Below are 16798 nucleotides of genomic sequence, written 5' to 3'. Positions count from 1 at the left end.
CGATGCGCCGTCGTTTCCACGCTCCCGTCGTCCTGCCGTCCGATCCGGCCTGTTCCGTGCTGCGCGATGCGGTGGTCGACGTCGGCGACGACGGGCGGATCACCCACTGCGGCCCCGCCGCCACCGCGCCGGAGAGCGACGCGCCGCGCACCGAGCTGACCGGCATCCTGCTGCCCGGACTGGTCAACACGCACGCGCACAGCCCGATGGTGCTGCTGCGCGGCATGGGCTCGGACCTGCCGCTGTTGCGCTGGCTCAGCGAGGTCATCTGGCCGGCCGAGGCGCGGCTGCGCCCGGCGGACATCCGCACCGGCATGCTGCTGGGCTCGGTCGAGATGCTCCGGCACGGCGTCACCACCAGCGCCGAGATGTACTTCCACGGCGACCAGCTGGCCGACGCGGTGCTGGCCACCGGGGCCAGGGTGTCGATCGGCGCGCCGATCATGGACCTGCCCGGGATGGACTGGCGCGGGCAGCTGGCCGAGATCGACGCCTGGATCGACACCGACGGCCTGCGCTTCGGCCCCGGTGAGCGCATCGAGATCAGCTACGGCCCGCATTCGGCGTACACGCTGCCCGAGGAGGCGCTGCGGCTGACCGCCGAATCGGCCGTGCACCGCGACGCGCTGGTGCAGATCCACGTGGCCGAGGCCCGCGCCGAGGACGAGAAGCAGCGCGCGGAGCACGGTTCGGTGCCGAAGCTGCTGGCCAAGGTGGGCCTGCTGGACACCAGGATGGTCGCCGCGCACGCGATCCACCTGTCCGATGAGGACATCGCGTTGTTCGCCGGGCACGGGGTCGGGGTGGCGCACTGCCCGGGTTCGAACGCGAAGCTCGCCTCCGGCATCGCGCGGCTGGCCGAGCTGCGGGCGGCGAAGGTGCCGGTCGGCCTCGGCACCGATGGCCCGGCCAGCAACGACGACCTGGACCTGTGGGAAGAGGTGCAGCTCTCGGCGATGATGTCGCGGCTGGCGACCGGGGATTCGACCGCGTTGAGCGCGGCGGACGCGCTGCTGCTCGCCACCCGCGGTGGGGCCGAGGCGCTGGGCCGCTCGGACATCGGCGCGCTGGAGGCCGGGCGCTGGGCGGATCTGGTGCACGTCGACCTGGACGACCCGGCGTTCGCCACCGGGCTCGACGTGCCGGACTCGCAGTTGCTGGCGAACCTGGTGTGGGGCGCGGGTTCGCGGCGCGTGCGCGAGGTGTGGGTGGCCGGTGAGCAGGTCGTCGCCGACGGCGAATCGACCAAAGTGGACCGTGCCGAGGCGCAGGCGGCGGTGGCTACGACCTCGGCTCGCTTGCGCTGAGCAGCCACTCGCCGAGCGCGTGCAGCCGTCCCGTGAGTTCGGCCGGTTCGAGCACGTCCAGGTCCAGGTTGAGGTAGGCGAGCCAGCGGGCCGCCCAGTCGAGGTCGTCGGTGCCGAAGTGCAGCTCGCATTCGGTGTCGTCGATCTCGACGACCGCGGCCACGCTGGGGTCGACCAGTTCGTGGACCAGGTCGGGCGAGGTGTGCACCCGCGCGCGGACGCGATGGCGCCACGGCCCGTGCGCGAGCGCGTCGGAGACGAACGCACCGGGGTCTTCGGGTGGTTCGGGGACCGCGTACCGCGTGCCCAGCGGCTGGACCTGCTCGATGCGGTCGAGCGCGTAGGTGCGCCAGCGGTCGGCTTCGCGCGGGCAGGCGACGAGGTACCAGTTGTTGCGCAACGCGACCAGGCGGTGTGGCTGCACATCGACGGGTTTCCCGGAATGACGGATGCGGACGGCTTCGTGTGCCCGGCAGGCGAGGGCGAGCGGGACGAGTACGTCGCGTCCGGCCCGGCGGCGTGAGTGCGCGGGTTGCGCCTGAACGTCGGCGAGCGCGGTGAGCCGGGCCCGCCAGCGTGACGGCACCACCTGGGTCAGCTTGGCCAGTGCCGTGGTCGCCGCGGTTTCGAGCCCGTCGACGGCGATCGCCGTGCGCAGGCCGACCGCGACGGCCGCGACCTCGTCGGCGTCGAGCAGCAGCGGCGGCATGGTGCGCCCGGACGCCAGCCGGTAACCGCCGTCCCGGCCCGCCTCCCCGTCGATGCGGTAACCGAGTTCGCGCAGCTGGGCGACGTCACGGCGGGCGGTCCGCTCGGTGACGCCGAGCCGCTCCGCGAGCTTCGGAGCGGAAATGCCGGGATGCGCCTGGAGCAGCGCGAGCGTCTCGAGCCGCCGATTCGTGGTGCTCATGGAGGGAGATTCTGCCGGGAAACCCTGACAGTAGTTGTCCGGGTAGCGACGCAGACTGGGTTCATGACTCAGCTGCTCCGTCCCGAGGGACTCGTCCGGTCGCCCGCGTTCACCCACGTCGCCGTGGTGCCGCCCGGCGCGACCACCGTCTACGTCGGCGGCCAGAACGCCGTCGACGGCGAAGGCAAGCTCGTCGGCGGGAACGACCCCGCCGCCCAGACCCGGCAGACCATGCGGAACCTGCACACCGCGCTGGCCGCGGGCGGCGCCACCGTGCAGGATCTGGTGATGCTCTCGATCATGCTGACCGACGGCGTCGACCTGGGCGCCGCCTATCCGGTCGCGGCCGCCGAACTGGCCGGTGCCACCCCGCCGGTGGTGGTCACGCGGGTGGCCGGGCTGGCCGTGCCCGGCGCGTTGCTCGAGGTCAGCGCGGTCGCGGCGGTGACCCGATGAGCCCGGTCGGGCGCACGCGCGACGCGGGCTGGCAGATCGGCGTGTCGAAGACGGTGGACCACCCGGTCGCCGTGGTGTGGGACTTCATCACCTCACCGGAGGGCGTGGCGATCTGGCTCGGCGAGGGCGTCACGATCGCGCGCGGGACCGAGTACGAGACCGAGGCCGGGGTCCAGGGCGAGGTGCGCAGCTTCCGCGAACTCGACCGCCTCCGGCTCACCTGGCGGCCGTCAGGCTGGACACACAACACCACACTCCAGCTCACGGTGACCTCCGCCGGTGAGGGCCGCGCGCGGCTCGGCGTGCACCAGGAACGACTGGCCGACGCGACCGAGCGCGAGCAGCAGCGGACGCACTGGAAGGCCGTGGTCACCGAAATCGTGGCGGCCCTCGACCGTTAGAGCAGGCCGGCGTCGTGCACCAGCAGCGCGATCTGCACGCGGTTGTTCAGGTCGAGCTTGGTCAGGATCGCCGAGACGTGCGTTTTCACCGTGGACACGCCGAGGTGCAGCGTCCCGCTGATCTCCGCGTTGGACCGGCCGCGCCCGACCTCGACGGCGACCTCGCGCTCGCGCTCGTTCAACCGGGCCAGCCGCTTCACCGCCCCGGCCCGGCGACGGTCCACATCGGACTCGGCGACCCGGTCCATCAGGCGCCGGGTCACCGTCGGCGACAGCACCGGGTGGCCCCGCGCCACCTGGCGGACCGCGGCCACGATCTCGCCCGGCGGGGTGTCCTTGAGCAGGAATCCGGCGGCCCCGGCCCGCAACGCACGCAGCACGTGGTGATCGGCGTCGAAGGTGGTCAGCACCAGCACCTCCGGCGCCGACGGCCGGGCGCGCAGCGCCTCGGTGGCGGTGAGCCCGTCCATCGCGGGCATCCGGATGTCCATCAGCACGACGTCGGGCCGGTGCGCCTCGACCAACTGGAGCACCTCGGTGCCGTCCCCGGCTTCGGCCACCACGGCCAGGTCTTCGGCACCGCCGAGCATCAGGCGCAGCCCGGCGCGCACCAGCGGATCGTCGTCGACGAGCAGAACCCGGATCACGGCGGCCACGGTAGCCAGGCCGAGACCCGCCAGTCACCGGCGGCGTCCGGTCCGTGGCTGAGCCGCCCGCCGGCCAGCGCCGCGCGTTCGGTCAGGCCGATGAGCCCCTGGCCGTCCCCGACCGGCCCGCCCGTCGACGCGTTGCGCACCTCGACGCGCAGGCCGTCGCCGGGCGCACCGTCCACTTCGATCTCGACGACCGCGCCGGGCGCGTGCTTGCGCGCGTTGGTCAGGCTCTCCTGGACGATCCGGTAGGCGGCCCGGCCGAGCGTGTCCGGCGGCTCGCCGGTGAGTTCCCGGCTGAACTCGACGCGCATGCCCGCGAGCCGCGATTCGTCCACCAGCGCGGTCAGGTCGCCGACCCCCGGCTGTGGTCGCTCATCCACCGGCGCGCGCAGCACGCCGATCACCTCGCGCAGGTCCTGCAGCGCCTGGTGCGAGCTTTCCCGGATCACCTTGGCCGCCCGCGCGATCTCCTCGGCGGGCGCGTCCGGCCGGTACTCCAGCGCGCCCGCGTGCACGCTGAGCAGCGAAAGCCGGTGGCCGAGCACGTCGTGCATCTCGCGGGCGATCTCCTCCCGCGCCGCGCGGACCGCCCGTTCCTGCAACGAGACCAGCAGGTTCCGCCGGTGGTGGATGGCCAGGCCCCAGCCGACCACCGCGCTCTGCACCACCAGGCCGAAGGCCAGCATCAGGTACGCGGGCGCGTCCGGATCGGGCCGCAGCAACTGGAAGCCGATCGCGGCGACCAGGCCGCCGGCGAACAGCAGCCCGGTGACCCGCGGCGGGCGGTGCACGGCAACGGTGAACAACGCCGCCATCGCCGCCCCGGCGATCAGTTCGGAGAACGTCGACAGCGCGATCAGCACCACCGCCAGCCGCACCGGCCAGCGGCGGCGGAACCACAACGCGGCGCACCCGAGCGCACCGGCGATCTGGTCGAGGACGAACAGCCACGCCGGTTCCGGCATCGGCCACCACTGCGTCCGCGCCGTGGCCAGCCACAGCCCGAACGCCGCGGCCAGCACGAACAACGCGCTGTCCACGATCCAGTCGCGGCGGCTCCGGGGGGTGCTCACGCACGGAACCTACCCAGGTTTCCCGCGCGAGCGGCCGGATCCGGTACCGAAGTCGCTCGTGCCGGTACCTTCGGCGGAGCCGGGCACGGCGGCCCGTTCCCTAGCGTCGTGGTCATGCGCAAACCGGTGGAAACCGTCGGCGGGCTGCTGGTGCTGATGGGCATCAGCGGCACCATCGACCACCTCGCCTACCAGCCGATCCTGGGCCCGTTCCTGAACGCTTTCAACCGGTACGTCTTCCCGCACATCGAGCTGCTGCGTGGTTACGAGGTCTTCGCGAACCTGCTGGTCGGCGTGGTCGGCGTGGTGGTCATCGCGGGCGCACGACGACTTCGGTGAGGTGCGCGTCCGGGCTCGCGGACACCGCGGCCAGCACCGCCATCGCCACCGAGTCGGGCCGCAGGTACTTGTCGGGGTCGTACTCGTTGCCCTCGCCGGCCACGATCGCGCGCTGCATGTCGGTGTCGGTCCGTCCGGGGTGGACGGACGTGACGCGGAGGCCGTTCGGCTCCTCCTCGGCGCGCAGGACGTCGGCGAAGGCACGCGCGGCGAACTTGCTGGCCGCGTACGGTCCCCAGCCCGGCCGCGCGGTGAGCCCGGCGCCGGAGTTGATCACCACCACGTGCCCCTTCGCCGCCCGCAGCGCGGGCAGCAGCAGGCGGGTCAGCTCGGCGACGGCCACCACGTTCACCTCGTAGTTGCGCCGCCAGTCCTCGGCGGTGGCCTGCTCGACCGTGCCGAGATCGGCGACCCCGGCGGAGTGCACCAGCACGTCGAGCCGGTCGATGCCCTCGACGGCGTCCCGCATGGCGTGGAAGTCGCCCAGGTCGACCGGCCACGGTCGCGAGCCGGGCAGTTCGGCCGCGCGTTCGGCGAGCGCGGCGGCGTCACGACCGCCGAGCAGTACCTGGTGGGTGGGTTCGAGCGCGTGCGCGACGGCGGCGCCGATGCCCCGTGAAGCGCCGGTGACCAAGGCGAGCGGCAGATCTGTCATGGGCCCCACGGTAGGAGCCTCTTGACTCACGGGCGAGACGGGCCTGTGATGGTCGATCATGAAGTCGACGAAGACCGATCCGGGCGACCGCGTGCTCCGCAAGGTGGCGCTGCGGCTGATGCCGTTCCTCTGCCTGCTGTACTTCGTGAACTACCTCGACCGGGTCAACATCGGCTTCGCCGCGCCGAACGGGATGAACGAGGAGCTCGGGCTCACCGCCACCGTGTTCGGGTTCGCCTCGGGCATCTTCTTCCTCGGGTACCTGCTGCTGGAGGTACCGAGCAACCTGGCGCTGCACCGGTTCGGCGCCCGCCGCTGGATGGCCCGGATCATGATCACCTGGGGCGTGGTGGCCACCGTGATGGCGTTCGTGCCGAACGCGACCACGCTGGTCATCCTGCGGTTCCTGCTCGGCGTGGCCGAGGCGGGCTTCTTCCCCGGCATCATCCTGTACCTGACCTTCTGGTTCCCCGCCGCGCAGCGCGCGAAGGCGGTGGCCATGTTCATGGCCGCGGTGCCGATCAGCTCGGCGGTCGGCGCGACCGTCTCCGGCCTGCTGATCTCCGGCGGCGACGGGGTGTTCGGCCTGTCCGGCTGGCGGTTCATGTTCCTGGTCGAGGGCGTGCCCGCGATCCTGCTGGCCTTCGTCACCTGGTTCTACCTGACCGACCGCCCGGAGAAGGCCAAGTGGCTGACCGAGAGCGAGCGCGACTGGCTTTCGTCCACTTTGGCCGCGGAGAAGGAGAGCACCGAGCAGAAGCACCACTGGCCGTTGCGGAAGGCGCTGACCCACCCGCGCATCCTGATGCTGGCGTTCGTCTACTTCGGCATCGCCTACGGCCTCTACGCGCTCGGCTTCTTCCTGCCGACCATCATCAGCGGGTTCAAGCAGCAGTTCGGCGTGCAGTTCTCGATCACCGAAACCGGGCTGATCACCGCCATCCCGTACGTGATCGGCGCGGTGGTGATGGTGCTGTGGGCCCGCCACGGCGACCGGACCGGCGAGCGCACCTGGCACGTGGCGATCCCGATGCTGGTCGGTGGTGCGGCCATCCCGGTGGCGCTGTACCTGGGCAACCCGGTGCTGGCGATGGTCGCGGTGACCATCTGCGCCACCGGGGTCTGCTCGGCGCTGCCCACCTTCTGGGCGCTGCCGTCGACCTTCCTCTCCGGCGCCGCGGCGGCGGGCGGTATCGCGATGATCAACTCGCTGGGCAACATCAGCGGGTTCGCCGCGCCCTACATCACCGGCTGGCTCAAGGACGCCACCGGGAGCCAGAAAACCGGGCTGTGGGCGGTCGGGTTGTGCATGATCGCCGCCGCCGGCGTGGCGATCGTGCTGGGCAAGCGGATCAAGCGGGAGACCCTTCAGTGACTGGGCAGGCGATCGAGCTCGACAGCTTCAGTAGCTGAGCCAGCTTTCGTCGTCGGTGGCGCGGGCCATCAGTTTCTGCAGCAGCCCGCGCAGCGCCTCGGTTTCACGGGCGGACAACCCGGCGACGAGATCGCGTTCGGCCAGCATCATCGGTCCTTCGGCGGCGGCGAGCAGCCGCTCGGTGCCCTCGGTCAGCACCAGCCGCACGGTCCGCCCGGTGGCGCCGGGCACCCGGTAGAGGTGCCCGGCGTCCTCCAGTTCACCGACCATCTCGTGCAGTGACTGGCGGCTGACGCCGAACTGCCGCGCGAGCTCCGCCATGGTCAGCTCCGGTTCCAGCTGCAGCTGGACGAGCACGCCGAACTGCCGCGCGGTCAGCCCGAACCGGCGCAGGCGCTCGGCCGCCTGCCGCGACGCGACCGTGTGCGCGTAGGCGAGCAGGTACGGGATGGGTGGCTTCACGGTGCTCACAATAAACGTCGACTGTCAAGGCTCCTGACGTTTTCCGACGTATTCGATTTAAGCTTCTTGAGCTTCAAATCCGGCAAATCCCCTACCGAGATCGGTCTCGCGCTGCCCGCGAATCGGGCAGCTCAAATTTGAGCAAGGGAGTAACGATGATCCATGCCCGCGGTCTGACCAGGCATTTCCGGGTCAAGAAGGAGACCGTGGCAGCCGTGAACGGACTGGACCTGGACGTCGAGGATGGCGAGCTGGTCGCCTTCCTCGGTCCGAACGGCGCCGGCAAGTCCACCAGCCTGCGCCTGCTCACCACCCTGCTGCCGCCGACAGCGGGCACCGCGAAGGTGGCGGGGTTCGACATCCGCACCGATCCGGGCGCCGCGCGCGAACGGATCGGGTACATCGGCCAGGGCAAGAGCTCCGGTGACTACTTCCGGGTCGCCGACGAGTTGTTCAGCCAGGGCCGCTGCTACGGCCTGAGCCGGGCGGAAGCCAGGAAGCGAGCCGGGGAACTGCTCGCCATGCTCGACCTGGAGGCACTCGGGAAGCGTTACGCCAACACGCTTTCCGGCGGCCAGCGGCGTCGGCTCGACATCGCGCTCGGCCTGATCCACCGGCCGAAGCTGTTGTTCATGGACGAACCCTCGTCCGGGCTCGACCCGCAGAACCGGGCCAATCTGTGGGAGCACATCCTGCGGCTGCGCCGGGAGTTCGGCACCACGATCTTCCTCACCACGCACTACCTCGACGAGGCCGACGCGATGGCCGAGCGGGTGCTGGTGATCGACCACGGCCGCGTGATCGCCGACGACACCGCGGAGAACCTCAAGGCGAACCTGGCCGGTGACCTGATCACCGTGGTGGTCGACGAACCGGCGCGGGCGGCGGAACTGGCGCCGCCGGCCAAGGAGGTGCTGGTCGACGGGAACGTGGTGACCGTCCGGCTGGCCGGGCAGGCGACCGCCGCGCTGCCCCGGTTCCTGCGGGAGCTGTACCGGGACGGGATCACCGTGCGCTCGGCCGACCTGCGCCGCCCGACCCTGGACGACGTGTTCCTCGGCCTGACCGGCCGCAGCCTCCGTGAATCCGACGCCGCGTAAGGAGTTCTGCCGATGAACCTGCTCACCCACACCGGCGTGGTCTTCGGCCGGGAGATCAAACCGAACCTGCTCAGCCCGTGGGGGCTGGTGATCACCATGGTGCAGCCGCTGGTGTTCCTGCTGCTGTTCGGCCCGCTGCTGCCCGGCGACGGTTCGCCGTGGCAGTGGTTCGTGCCGGGCATCCTGGTGATGCTCGCGTTGTTCGGCACCATGGCGTCCGGCTTCGGGCTGCTGCTGGAACGCGGCGGCGGCTCGCTGGAGCGGCTGCTGGTCACCCCGGTCAGCCGGCCCGCGATGCTGCTCGGCCGGGTGCTCAAGGAGGTGGTGCTGCTGCTGGTGCAGGCGGTGCTGATCACCCTGGTGGTGCTACCGCTGGGGTTCACCCTCCACCCGGCGGGCGTGCTCGCCGGACTGGCGTTGCTGGCGGTGCTCGGCGTCGGCATGGGGGCGCTGTCGTTCGCGCTGGCGATCGCGGTGCGCAAGCAGGAGTCGCTGTTCTGGGCGATCCACCAGACGGTGGTCTTCCCGCTGCTGCTGCTTTCCGGGGTGCTGCTGCCGATCGAGGGCGCACCGGGCTGGCTGACCGCGGTGGCCAGGATCAACCCGCTGTCCTATGTGGTCGATGCCGAACGGGCCCTGTTCCGTGGTGAACTGGCCAGTGCCGCGGTGCTGCACGGGACGGTGGCGGTGGTGGCCATCGCCGCGCTCGGCCTCTACCTGGGCACCACGACCATGCGGAAGGCGACCGAATAGAACGCTAGGAGTGGGGCATTACTAGCGTTCATTGCAAGTAATGCCCCACTCATAGCATTGGGCTGGGTCAGCGGATGCCGATCTTGCCGGGGAGGTGGCGGTCCCGCTTGCGCCACACCGACACGATGGCCGGGCGCGGCTGGGTGGTGCCGCCGTCGGGCCAGTGCGAGGTGGGGCTGCCCGAGTTGGGCGCGTTCTCCCCGGGGTGCTGCACGGCGACCAGCACCAGGTTCTCGGTGACCACCGGGCCGCAGGTCTCCGCGCCGGTCGGCACCGAGAGGAACTGCTGCACCTTGCCGCGCTCCGGACCGGTCACCGGCACCGAGAACAGCCCGTCGTGCGAACCGAGCGCGTTGCCGTCGGTGGAGATCCACAGGTTGCCGTGCGGGTCGAAGGCCACGTTGTCCGGGCACGAGATCGGCGAGACCTGCGACTTGTCGAACCCGCCGAAGTAGGTGTCGGCCGTCTTCGGGTCACCGCAGACCAGCAGCAGGCGCCAGTTGAACTTGGTCGCCGTGGCGCTGCCGACCTCCTCGAACTCGATCACGTGGCCGTTGCGGTTGCCGTTGCGCGGGTTGGCCTCGTCCGGGCCGCCCTTGCCCGCGGCACCGCGGTCGGAGTTGTTGGTCAGCGCGCAGTAGACGCGGCCGTTGACCGGGTTCGGCTCGATGTCCTCCGGGCGGTCCATCTTCGTCGGCAGCACCTTGTCCGCGGCCTGCCGGGTGAAGACGTACACCTCCTCGGCGGTGAAGCCGTCCACAAAGGACTTGTTGCCGGCGGCCAGCGGGATCCACTCGCCGGTGCCGTCGAACTCGCCGTCGGCCGGGAGCTTGCCGGTGCCGTCGATCTCGGCGGCCGGGGAGTCGCCGGTGAACCGGCCGACGTACAGCGTGCCGTCGTCGAGCAGGCTCGAGTTGTGGCGGCGGGCGTGTGCGCTGTTGCCCTTCTTGAACTTGCCGTTCGACACGTACTTGTAGATGTACTCGAAGCGCTCGTCGTCACCGGAGTAGGCGACCACGCGGCCGTCTTCGGCGATCTTGATCGCGGCGCCCTCGTGCTTGAACCGGCCGAGGTGCGTGTGCTTGATCGGCGTCGAGTGCGGGTCGTGCGGGTCGATCTCGACCACCCAGCCGAAGCGGTTCGGCTCGTTCGGCTCCTTGGTCACGTCCCAGCGCTTGTCGAACCGCTCCCACTTGCGGGTGCTCGCGGCGCCGGAGAAGCCGTAGCGCTTGAGCCGCGCGGCCTGCACCGGGTCGGTCACCGCACCGGCGTTGGCGAAGTACTGGTTGACGTTCTCCTCACCGGAAAGCACGGTGCCCCAAGGGGTCACGCTGCCCGCGCAGTTGTTCTGCGTGCCGCGGACCACCTTGCCCGACGGGTCGGCGGAGGTCTTCAGGAACTGCGAACCGGCGGCCGGGCCGCGCACCTCGAACTCGGTGTTCAGCGTGATGCGCCGGTTGAACGAGCTGGGCACCACGCGCAGGCCACCGCGGACCGGGTCGCGCAGCGCCTGCACCACGGACAGGCCGTGCGCCGCCCAGGCGATCTTGACCTGCTCCTCGGTCGGGTTGTTCGGGTCGTACTGGTCCACCGGGAACATGTGCACCTCGGTGGTGTACTCGTGGTTGGCCACGAGCAGGTTCGCGATGCCCAGCGGGTCCTGCGGGATCAGCCCGACGAAGTCGTTGTTGTAGCCGAACTGCTTCTCCTGCGCGGCCGCGGTCTGCTTGTTGAAGTCGAACTTCGGCGCGCCGGGCACCACCGCGTCGCCCCAGCGGATGACCACGTTCTGGTCGTAACCGGGCGGGATGGTGACCGCGTCGTTGGTGTTCGGCGGGACCGGGTCGAAGTCGGTGCCGGGTACCTTCTTCGACGGCTTGCCGCGCCCCTGCGCTTCGACCGGGGCAGCGGCGGCGGTGCCGGACAGCGCGGCGAACCCGCCGGCGGCCGCGGCCATCACCGCGCTGGCCTTCAGCGCGCCACGGCGCGAAAGCACGTTCTTCGCGACGTCGCCGAAGTACTCGTTGTCGGAGGTGTTCGGTTCGGGGTGCGCGCAGGCGTTGCCGCAGCGGTACTCACAGGTGACCGACGAGCGGCCGCCGGGGTGCGAGGTGAGCAACGGCAGGAGCCGCTGGGGCTCGACGGACACGGTGCCTCCATGGTGGTCCAGTCAGGGGAACGCCGTGACGTTAAGCGACCAAGGAGAGCCCGCTCCGACTTCAAGGTGAACAGCGCCCGAACACGGGGTGGCGCACCGCCCGCAAGAACGTGCGCCACCCCACGTTGACCAGGTCATTCACCGTGAACCGAGGTCAACCGCCGATATCGGACAGACCGTGCCGCCCGGGCTTCCAGACCGCCACCACCGAGGGCCTCGGCACGCTGGAACCGCCGTCGGGCCAGTGCGAGGCGGGGTTGTCGGCACTCGCGCCGTCCACTTCACCGGGGTGCTGAACACAGACAGTGACTACCTTGTCGCCGACGATCGGGCCGCAGGTCTCGGCACCCTTCGGCACGGTCAGGAACAGCTTGAGGTTGCCGCGCTGCTTGCCGTCCAGCGGAACGCCGTAGAGCCCGTCGTTGATGCCGAGCGCTCCGGCGGAGTCGGTGGAGATCCACAGGTTGCCGTGCCGGTCGAAGGCCACGTTGTCCGGGCTGGAGATCGGCGAGACCTGGTCCTTCGGGAACCCGGCGAAGTAGGTGTCCGGCGCCGACGGGTCCCCGCAGACCAGGAACAGCCGCCAGCTGAACTTGAGCGCCAGCGCGTCGCCGCCCGCCTCCTCGAACTCCAGCACCTGGCCGTGCTTGTTGTTCAGCCGCGGGTTCGGCTCGGTGGCGCCCTCCTTGCCGGGGTTCCCGCGCTCGACGTTGTTGCTCAGCGCGCAGTAGATCCGGCCGGTCTTCGGGTGCGCCTGGATGTCCTCGGGCCGGTCCATCTTGGTGGCGCCGACCTTGTCCGCCGCCTCCCGGGTGAACACGTACACCTCTTCGGCGGTCATGCCGTCCACAAAGGACCTGTTGCCCGCGGCCAGCGGGATCCACTCGCCGCTGCCGTCGAACTCGCCGTCGCTGGGCAGCTTCCCGGTGCCGTCGATCTCGGCGGCCGGGGAGTCACCGGTGAACCGGCCGACGTACAGCGTGCCGTCGTCGAGCAGGGTCATGTTGTGGCGGCGGGCGTGCGTGCTGTCGCCCTTCTTGACCTTGCCGTTCGAGATGAACTTGTAGATGTACTCGAAGCGCTCGTCGTCACCGGAGTAGGCGACCACGCGGCCGTCATCGGCGATCCGGATGTTCGCCGTCTCGTGCTTGAACCGGCCGAGGTGGGTGTGCTTGACCGGCGTGCTCCCCGGGTCGTGCGGGTCCAGCTCGATCACCCAGCCGAACCGGTTCGCCTCGTTGACCTGCTGGGTCAGGTCGAACCGGGAGTCGAAGCGCTCCCACTTCCGCACGGTCTCGGTGCCCTTGATGCCGTAGCGCGCGAGCCGCTTCCTGGTCTGCTCGTCGGCCACCAGGTCGGCGTTGGCGAAGTACTGGTTGACGTTCTCCTCGCCGGACAGGATGGTGCCCCACGGCGTGACCCCGCCGGCGCAGTTGTTCATCGTGCCGAACACCACCGTGCCGGTCGGGTCGGCGGAGGTCTTGAGCAGGTCGCTGCCCGCGGCCGGGCCGGTCACCTTGAACGGCGTGTGCAGCGTGATGCGCCGGTTGAACCGCGACAGCTGGGGCTTGAACTGCCCGCTCCACGGCGTCCGGGTCACCAGGACCACGGTCAGCCCGTGTGCCGCCCAGGCCACCTTGACCTGTTCCTCGGTCGGGTTGTCCTCGTCGTAGCCGGGGAACATGTGCGTCTCGGTGGTGTACTCGTGGTTCGTCACCAGCAGCGACGCGAGGCCGGCGTGGTCGAACGGCAGGAGCGCGGCGAAGTCGCAGTTGTAACCGAACTGCTTGGCCTGCGCGTCGCCGGTCTGCTTCGTGATGTCCCAGGCGGGCGCGCCCGGCAGCACCGGGTCGCCCCAGCGGATCACGATGCCCTGTTCGTAGCCCTCCGGCACCACCACGGCGTCCAAAGTGTTCGGTTCGACCCGCTGGAAGTCCAGGCCGGGGGGCGGCTTGGGGCGGCCCTGCTCCTGATCGGGAGCGGCGAGCGCGGGGGCGGCCGTGGCCGCCAGCCCGCCGGTGGCCAGCGCGACCACCGCGCCCGCCTTCAGCGCGCCTCGGCGGCTGACCTCGGCCAGCACGTCGGCGAAGGTGGGGTTCGCCGAGGTGTTGGGCACTTCGTGGAAGCAGGCGTCCCCGCAGCGGTAGGTGCAGGTGACGGCCGCGCGGCTGGGTGAGTGGCCGGTGAGCAACGGCAGGAACTTCAACGCGGACCTCCAGGTTCGGGGGTCCGACGCTAGGCCAACCGGCCAACGGAGGCCATCCCTCCGTTGGTCGGTTGTTCACCTGTCGTTCATCAGAATTCTTCCCCGACCAGTGCCGCGGTGGCCGGGACCCGGTGCGAGTCCGGGGTGCGCTGCTTGATCGCCAGCAGCCCGCCCGCCAGTACACAGAGGACGGCGGCGGCCAGGAACGGCGCCTGCGGCGAACCGAACCACTCGGCCACGTGCCCGACCACGGTGGCCGCGACCGCGCCACCCATCCAGCGGAGGAAATTGTACCCCGCGCTGGCCACCGGCCGCGGCGCGTCGCTGACCGACATCGCGGTCCCGGTGAACAGCGTGTTCAGCAGGCCGGACACCAGGCCGGAGGCGATGATCGCGACCACCAGCACCGGCTTGCTCGGCACCATCATCACCGCCAGCAGCACCGCGTAGGCCAGCACGGCCACCACGGTCGCGTGCCGTTCACCGAGCTTGGCCGCCAGCTTCGGGGCGAAGACCACCCCGGCCACCGCCACGCACAGGCCCCAGCCGCAGAACACCAGCCCGACCGCGATCGCGCTCCACTCCAGCACGAACGGGGACCACGCGAGCACGGCGAAGAACGCGGCGGTGTAGAGCGCCGAACCGATCGAGGTCCGCAGGAGACCGCCGTGCCCGAGCGCGCGGATCGGGTCGAGCAGGCGGACGCGCGGACGCTGTTCGTCCTTGTCGCTCTTGAGGAACAGCGAGCACAGCACCAGCGCACCGGCCATCAGCACCGCGGTGCCGAGGAACGGGCCGCGCCACGAGATGTTGCCGAGCAGCGCGCCCAGCAGCGGCCCGACCGACAGGCCCACGCCCAGCGCGGCCTCGTAGAGCAGGATCGCGCCCGCCTGCCCGCCGGTGGCCGCGCCGACGATCACCGAGAGCGCGGTGGCGATGAAGAAGGCGTTGCCGAGGCCCCAGACCGCGCGCAGCCCGACCAGCTGCTCGATCGACCCGGCGGCCGCGCACAGGGCGGTGGCCACCACGATCAGCGTGAGCCCGGTGAGCACGGTCCGCTTGGCCCCGAACCGCGCGCTCATCGCGCCGGTGAACAGCATCGCCACCACCTGCACGCCCAGGTAGGAGGAGAACAGCAGGGTCACCTCGGACGGGGAAGCGCGCAGGCCCTCGGCGATGGAGAGCAGGATCGGGTCGACCAGCCCGATCCCCATGAAGGCGATGACCGCGGCGAACGCGGTGATCCAGACCTGCTTGGGCTGTCCCTTGATCGCGGCCAGCAGACTCCCGTGGTTTCCGGCGCTCATCCGCGCGTTGCCTCCTCCTCACGACGGTATTACTTAGCCATGCTAACTAAATATGCTGAGCATGTCCAAGTAACCCCGCGCACAGGGAGCGCTGCTACCTCTCCTGGCCCGCGCTCGTCATATCGGCGACCCGAGCTGACCCAGCGCGCGCTGGCGTTCTACACGGGCGGACTGGGCATGGAGGCGTTCGACGAGACCGGCCGGATCCTGGGCAAGTCCGCCGGGGCCACGAAGATGCTCGCCAGCGGTGCTCGTCAACGGCCGTCCCGGTGTCGTGTCGTGGCGCGAGCTCGCGTCGGTGGTCCCGCCCAACCGGTAGCGTCGCTCCCGTGGACGCGGTGGTTTTTGATCTCGACGGGGTACTGGTCGACTCCGAGCGCACCTGGGACGAGGTGCGGCGCTCGGTGGTCGCCGCGCACGGGGGCGTGTGGGCCGACGGGACGACCAGGGCGTTGCAGGGCATGAGCACCCCGGAATGGGCACGCCACCTGGTCGACGAACTGGGCGTCGAGCTCACCGCGGACGAGGTCGCCGAGGTGGTGATCGACGGCATGCGGCAGCGCTACGCCGAGGGGCCGCCGATCATCGCGGGCGGGCCGGAGGCGGTCCGCGCGGTGGGCGAGCGGTATCCCGTGGCCATCGCCAGTTCCTCGCCGCCGGTGCTGATCCAGGCATTCCTCGAAGCCACCTCGCTGACTGGGCTGGTGCGCGTCGCGTTGTCGAGCCAGCAGGTCGACGCCGGCAAACCCGCGCCTGACGTGTACCTCGAAGCAGCCAGGCAACTCGGCGTCGACGCGGCGAACTGCGCGGCCGTCGAGGACACCACGAACGGCCTGAAGTCCGCGCTGGCCGCGGGCATGACGGTCTACGCCGTGCCGAACCCGCACTTCCCGCCCGACCCCGAAGTGCTCGAGCGGACCCAGGTGCTGGCGGACATCACCGAGCTCCCGGCGGCACTGGACGCCTAACCGCGCCACGCCTCGATCGCGACTTCCGCGGACCGCGTCGCGGCTTCGAGGTCGTCACCGAGGCCGACGCCCAGCGCGAGGGCCAGCGGGATCAGGACCTGGTCGACCCCGTTGTCGCCGTCGCCGAAGTGGCCCGCGACCTCCAGGGTGACGTAGCCGTGCACCGCGCTCCACAGCTGCGCGGCGACGGCGAACTCCGAGGCGGGGCGGAACCGGCCCGCCTTGATCACCCGGTCCGCGCCGCGCACCAGGTAACCGAACGCCTCCATGCCCTCTTCGCTGAGGTGCCGCCTGCTCTCTTCGCTGGTCATGTCGCCCGGCGCGACCTTCTGCCCGTTCGGCTGGCTCTGGCCGAAGGTCACCGCGTAGAGCTGCGGGTTCTCCACCACGGTCCGCCGGTACGCCAGCGCCAGGGTGAGGACGTCGGCCACCGGGTCGTCGGTGTCGCGGACCTCGCCGAGGTTCGCCGAAAGCCGGCGGAAGCCCTCGCGCGCGACCTCGTCCACCAGCGCGCCCATCCCGCCGAAGTGGGTGTACACGGCCATGGTCGACGCCCCGATCTCGGCCGCGAGCTTGCGCGCCTGCAGCGCTTCCGGGCCGCCGTGCGCGAGCAGCCGGATCGCGGCGTCGAGCAGCGCGGCCTTGACCTCGGCGGCGGGTTTGGGCGACATGCTT

General features: G+C 70.8%; 17 protein-coding genes. 8 read left to right on the top strand and 9 right to left on the bottom strand.

Annotation, left to right across the window (positions count from 1 at the left end):
* Window positions 1–2 precede the first annotated feature (2 nt).
* On the top strand, window positions 3–1307 hold the full coding sequence (locus JYK18_RS12415; RefSeq protein ID WP_206802227.1) for an amidohydrolase family protein: 1305 nt from the start codon (window positions 3–5) through the stop codon (window positions 1305–1307).
* Here the strand turns inward: JYK18_RS12415 and JYK18_RS12410 are convergent.
* Complete coding sequence (locus tag JYK18_RS12410; RefSeq protein ID WP_206802226.1) at window positions 1282–2217, bottom strand: YafY family protein; 936 nt, start codon at window positions 2215–2217, stop codon at window positions 1282–1284. The two genes, JYK18_RS12415 and JYK18_RS12410, sit on opposite strands and share 26 nt — an antisense overlap.
* A 63-nt stretch (window positions 2218–2280) precedes the next feature.
* Here JYK18_RS12410 and JYK18_RS12405 point away from each other — a divergent pair, with 63 nt between their 5' ends.
* Both JYK18_RS12405 and JYK18_RS12400 read left to right on the top strand, forming a co-directional pair.
* A complete protein-coding gene (locus JYK18_RS12405; RefSeq protein WP_206802225.1) occupies window positions 2281–2673 on the top strand; it encodes a RidA family protein in 393 nt (130 codons plus the stop codon).
* The gene (locus JYK18_RS12400; RefSeq protein ID WP_206802224.1) at window positions 2670–3074 is read left to right on the top strand and encodes an SRPBCC domain-containing protein; all 405 of its coding nucleotides are present in this window, start codon (window positions 2670–2672) and stop codon (window positions 3072–3074) included. The genes JYK18_RS12405 and JYK18_RS12400 overlap by 4 nt, the downstream gene beginning before the upstream one ends.
* On the opposite strand, the gene JYK18_RS12395 is transcribed toward JYK18_RS12400, so the two are convergent.
* Together JYK18_RS12395 and JYK18_RS12390 are read right to left on the bottom strand one after the other, a co-directional pair.
* A complete protein-coding gene (locus JYK18_RS12395; RefSeq protein ID WP_206802223.1) occupies window positions 3071–3730 on the bottom strand; it encodes a response regulator transcription factor in 660 nt (219 codons plus the stop codon). The genes JYK18_RS12400 and JYK18_RS12395 overlap by 4 nt on opposite strands.
* Entirely contained in the window at window positions 3718–4800 is a 1083-nt protein-coding gene (locus tag JYK18_RS12390) for a histidine kinase (RefSeq protein ID WP_307795882.1), read from the bottom strand. Before JYK18_RS12390 ends, JYK18_RS12395 begins: the two co-directional genes overlap by 13 nt.
* Before the next feature lie 114 nt (window positions 4801–4914).
* Between JYK18_RS12390 and JYK18_RS12385 the strand changes: the two genes are divergently transcribed.
* Window positions 4915–5139 carry a hypothetical protein gene (locus tag JYK18_RS12385; protein ID WP_206802222.1) on the top strand — a complete coding sequence of 75 codons (225 nt, stop codon included), beginning with the start codon at window positions 4915–4917 and terminating at the stop codon, window positions 5137–5139.
* Here the strand turns inward: JYK18_RS12385 and JYK18_RS12380 are convergent.
* A complete protein-coding gene (locus JYK18_RS12380) occupies window positions 5111–5794 on the bottom strand; it encodes an SDR family oxidoreductase (protein WP_206802221.1) in 684 nt (227 codons plus the stop codon). The two genes, JYK18_RS12385 and JYK18_RS12380, sit on opposite strands and share 29 nt — an antisense overlap.
* Window positions 5795–5852: 58 nt before the next feature.
* On the opposite strand from JYK18_RS12380, the gene JYK18_RS12375 reads away from it, so the two are divergent.
* Window positions 5853–7169 carry an MFS transporter gene (locus tag JYK18_RS12375; RefSeq protein ID WP_206802220.1) on the top strand — a complete coding sequence of 439 codons (1317 nt, stop codon included), beginning with the start codon at window positions 5853–5855 and terminating at the stop codon, window positions 7167–7169.
* Between the two features lie 27 nt (window positions 7170–7196).
* Here JYK18_RS12375 and JYK18_RS12370 read toward each other — a convergent pair whose 3' ends face one another.
* Entirely contained in the window at window positions 7197–7631 is a 435-nt protein-coding gene (locus JYK18_RS12370; RefSeq protein ID WP_228004454.1) for a MarR family winged helix-turn-helix transcriptional regulator, read from the bottom strand.
* A gap of 155 nt (window positions 7632–7786) precedes the next feature.
* Here JYK18_RS12370 and JYK18_RS12365 point away from each other — a divergent pair, with 155 nt between their 5' ends.
* Both JYK18_RS12365 and JYK18_RS12360 read left to right on the top strand, forming a co-directional pair.
* Window positions 7787–8731, top strand: coding sequence for an ATP-binding cassette domain-containing protein (locus JYK18_RS12365; RefSeq protein ID WP_206802219.1), 945 nt, complete (start codon window positions 7787–7789; stop codon window positions 8729–8731).
* 12 nt (window positions 8732–8743) lie between these two features.
* Window positions 8744–9484, top strand: a complete 741-nt coding sequence (locus JYK18_RS12360) for an ABC transporter permease (RefSeq protein WP_206802218.1) — start codon at window positions 8744–8746, stop codon at window positions 9482–9484.
* A 67-nt stretch (window positions 9485–9551) separates the two neighbouring features.
* On the opposite strand, the gene JYK18_RS12355 is transcribed toward JYK18_RS12360, so the two are convergent.
* From JYK18_RS12355 to JYK18_RS12345, 3 genes are all read right to left on the bottom strand, one after another.
* Window positions 9552–11633: a PhoX family phosphatase gene (locus JYK18_RS12355; RefSeq protein WP_206802217.1), complete on the bottom strand. Its 2082-nt coding sequence runs from the start codon at window positions 11631–11633 to the stop codon at window positions 9552–9554.
* 163 nt (window positions 11634–11796) lie between these two features.
* A complete protein-coding gene (locus JYK18_RS12350) occupies window positions 11797–13848 on the bottom strand; it encodes a PhoX family phosphatase (protein ID WP_206802216.1) in 2052 nt (683 codons plus the stop codon).
* Window positions 13849–13937: 89 nt separating this feature from the next.
* Complete coding sequence (locus tag JYK18_RS12345; protein WP_206802215.1) at window positions 13938–15155, bottom strand: MFS transporter; 1218 nt, start codon at window positions 15153–15155, stop codon at window positions 13938–13940.
* A 329-nt stretch (window positions 15156–15484) separates the two neighbouring features.
* On the opposite strand from JYK18_RS12345, the gene JYK18_RS12340 reads away from it, so the two are divergent.
* A complete protein-coding gene (locus tag JYK18_RS12340) occupies window positions 15485–16123 on the top strand; it encodes an HAD family phosphatase (RefSeq protein ID WP_206802214.1) in 639 nt (212 codons plus the stop codon).
* Here the strand turns inward: JYK18_RS12340 and JYK18_RS12335 are convergent.
* Complete coding sequence (locus JYK18_RS12335) at window positions 16120–16794, bottom strand: TetR/AcrR family transcriptional regulator (protein ID WP_206802213.1); 675 nt, start codon at window positions 16792–16794, stop codon at window positions 16120–16122. The genes JYK18_RS12340 and JYK18_RS12335 overlap by 4 nt on opposite strands.
* Between the last annotated feature and the right edge of the window lie 4 nt (window positions 16795–16798).

This window comes from Amycolatopsis sp. 195334CR (assembly GCF_017309385.1).
In the GTDB taxonomy this organism is placed as follows: Bacteria; Actinomycetota; Actinomycetes; order Mycobacteriales; family Pseudonocardiaceae; genus Amycolatopsis.
Note: the sequence above shows the minus strand (reverse complement) of the source record. Positions and strands in the feature narration are given on the sequence as shown.

Bases quoted from the DNA above. Each gene is read 5' to 3' on its own strand.
- JYK18_RS12415 (WP_206802227.1), top strand. From the start codon at position 3: ATGCGCCGTCGTTTCCACGCTCCCGTCGTCCTGCCGTCCGATCCGGCC.
- JYK18_RS12410 (WP_206802226.1), bottom strand. From the start codon at position 2,217: ATGAGCACCACGAATCGGCGGCTCGAGACGCTCGCGCTGCTCCAGGCG.
- JYK18_RS12405 (WP_206802225.1), top strand. From the start codon at position 2,281: ATGACTCAGCTGCTCCGTCCCGAGGGACTCGTCCGGTCGCCCGCGTTC.
- JYK18_RS12400 (WP_206802224.1), top strand. From the start codon at position 2,670: ATGAGCCCGGTCGGGCGCACGCGCGACGCGGGCTGGCAGATCGGCGTG.
- JYK18_RS12385 (WP_206802222.1), top strand. From the start codon at position 4,915: ATGCGCAAACCGGTGGAAACCGTCGGCGGGCTGCTGGTGCTGATGGGC.
- JYK18_RS12380 (WP_206802221.1), bottom strand. From the start codon at position 5,794: ATGACAGATCTGCCGCTCGCCTTGGTCACCGGCGCTTCACGGGGCATC.
- JYK18_RS12375 (WP_206802220.1), top strand. From the start codon at position 5,853: ATGAAGTCGACGAAGACCGATCCGGGCGACCGCGTGCTCCGCAAGGTG.
- JYK18_RS12365 (WP_206802219.1), top strand. From the start codon at position 7,787: ATGATCCATGCCCGCGGTCTGACCAGGCATTTCCGGGTCAAGAAGGAG.
- JYK18_RS12360 (WP_206802218.1), top strand. From the start codon at position 8,744: ATGAACCTGCTCACCCACACCGGCGTGGTCTTCGGCCGGGAGATCAAA.
- JYK18_RS12345 (WP_206802215.1), bottom strand. From the start codon at position 15,155: ATGAGCGCCGGAAACCACGGGAGTCTGCTGGCCGCGATCAAGGGACAG.
- JYK18_RS12335 (WP_206802213.1), bottom strand. From the start codon at position 16,794: ATGTCGCCCAAACCCGCCGCCGAGGTCAAGGCCGCGCTGCTCGACGCC.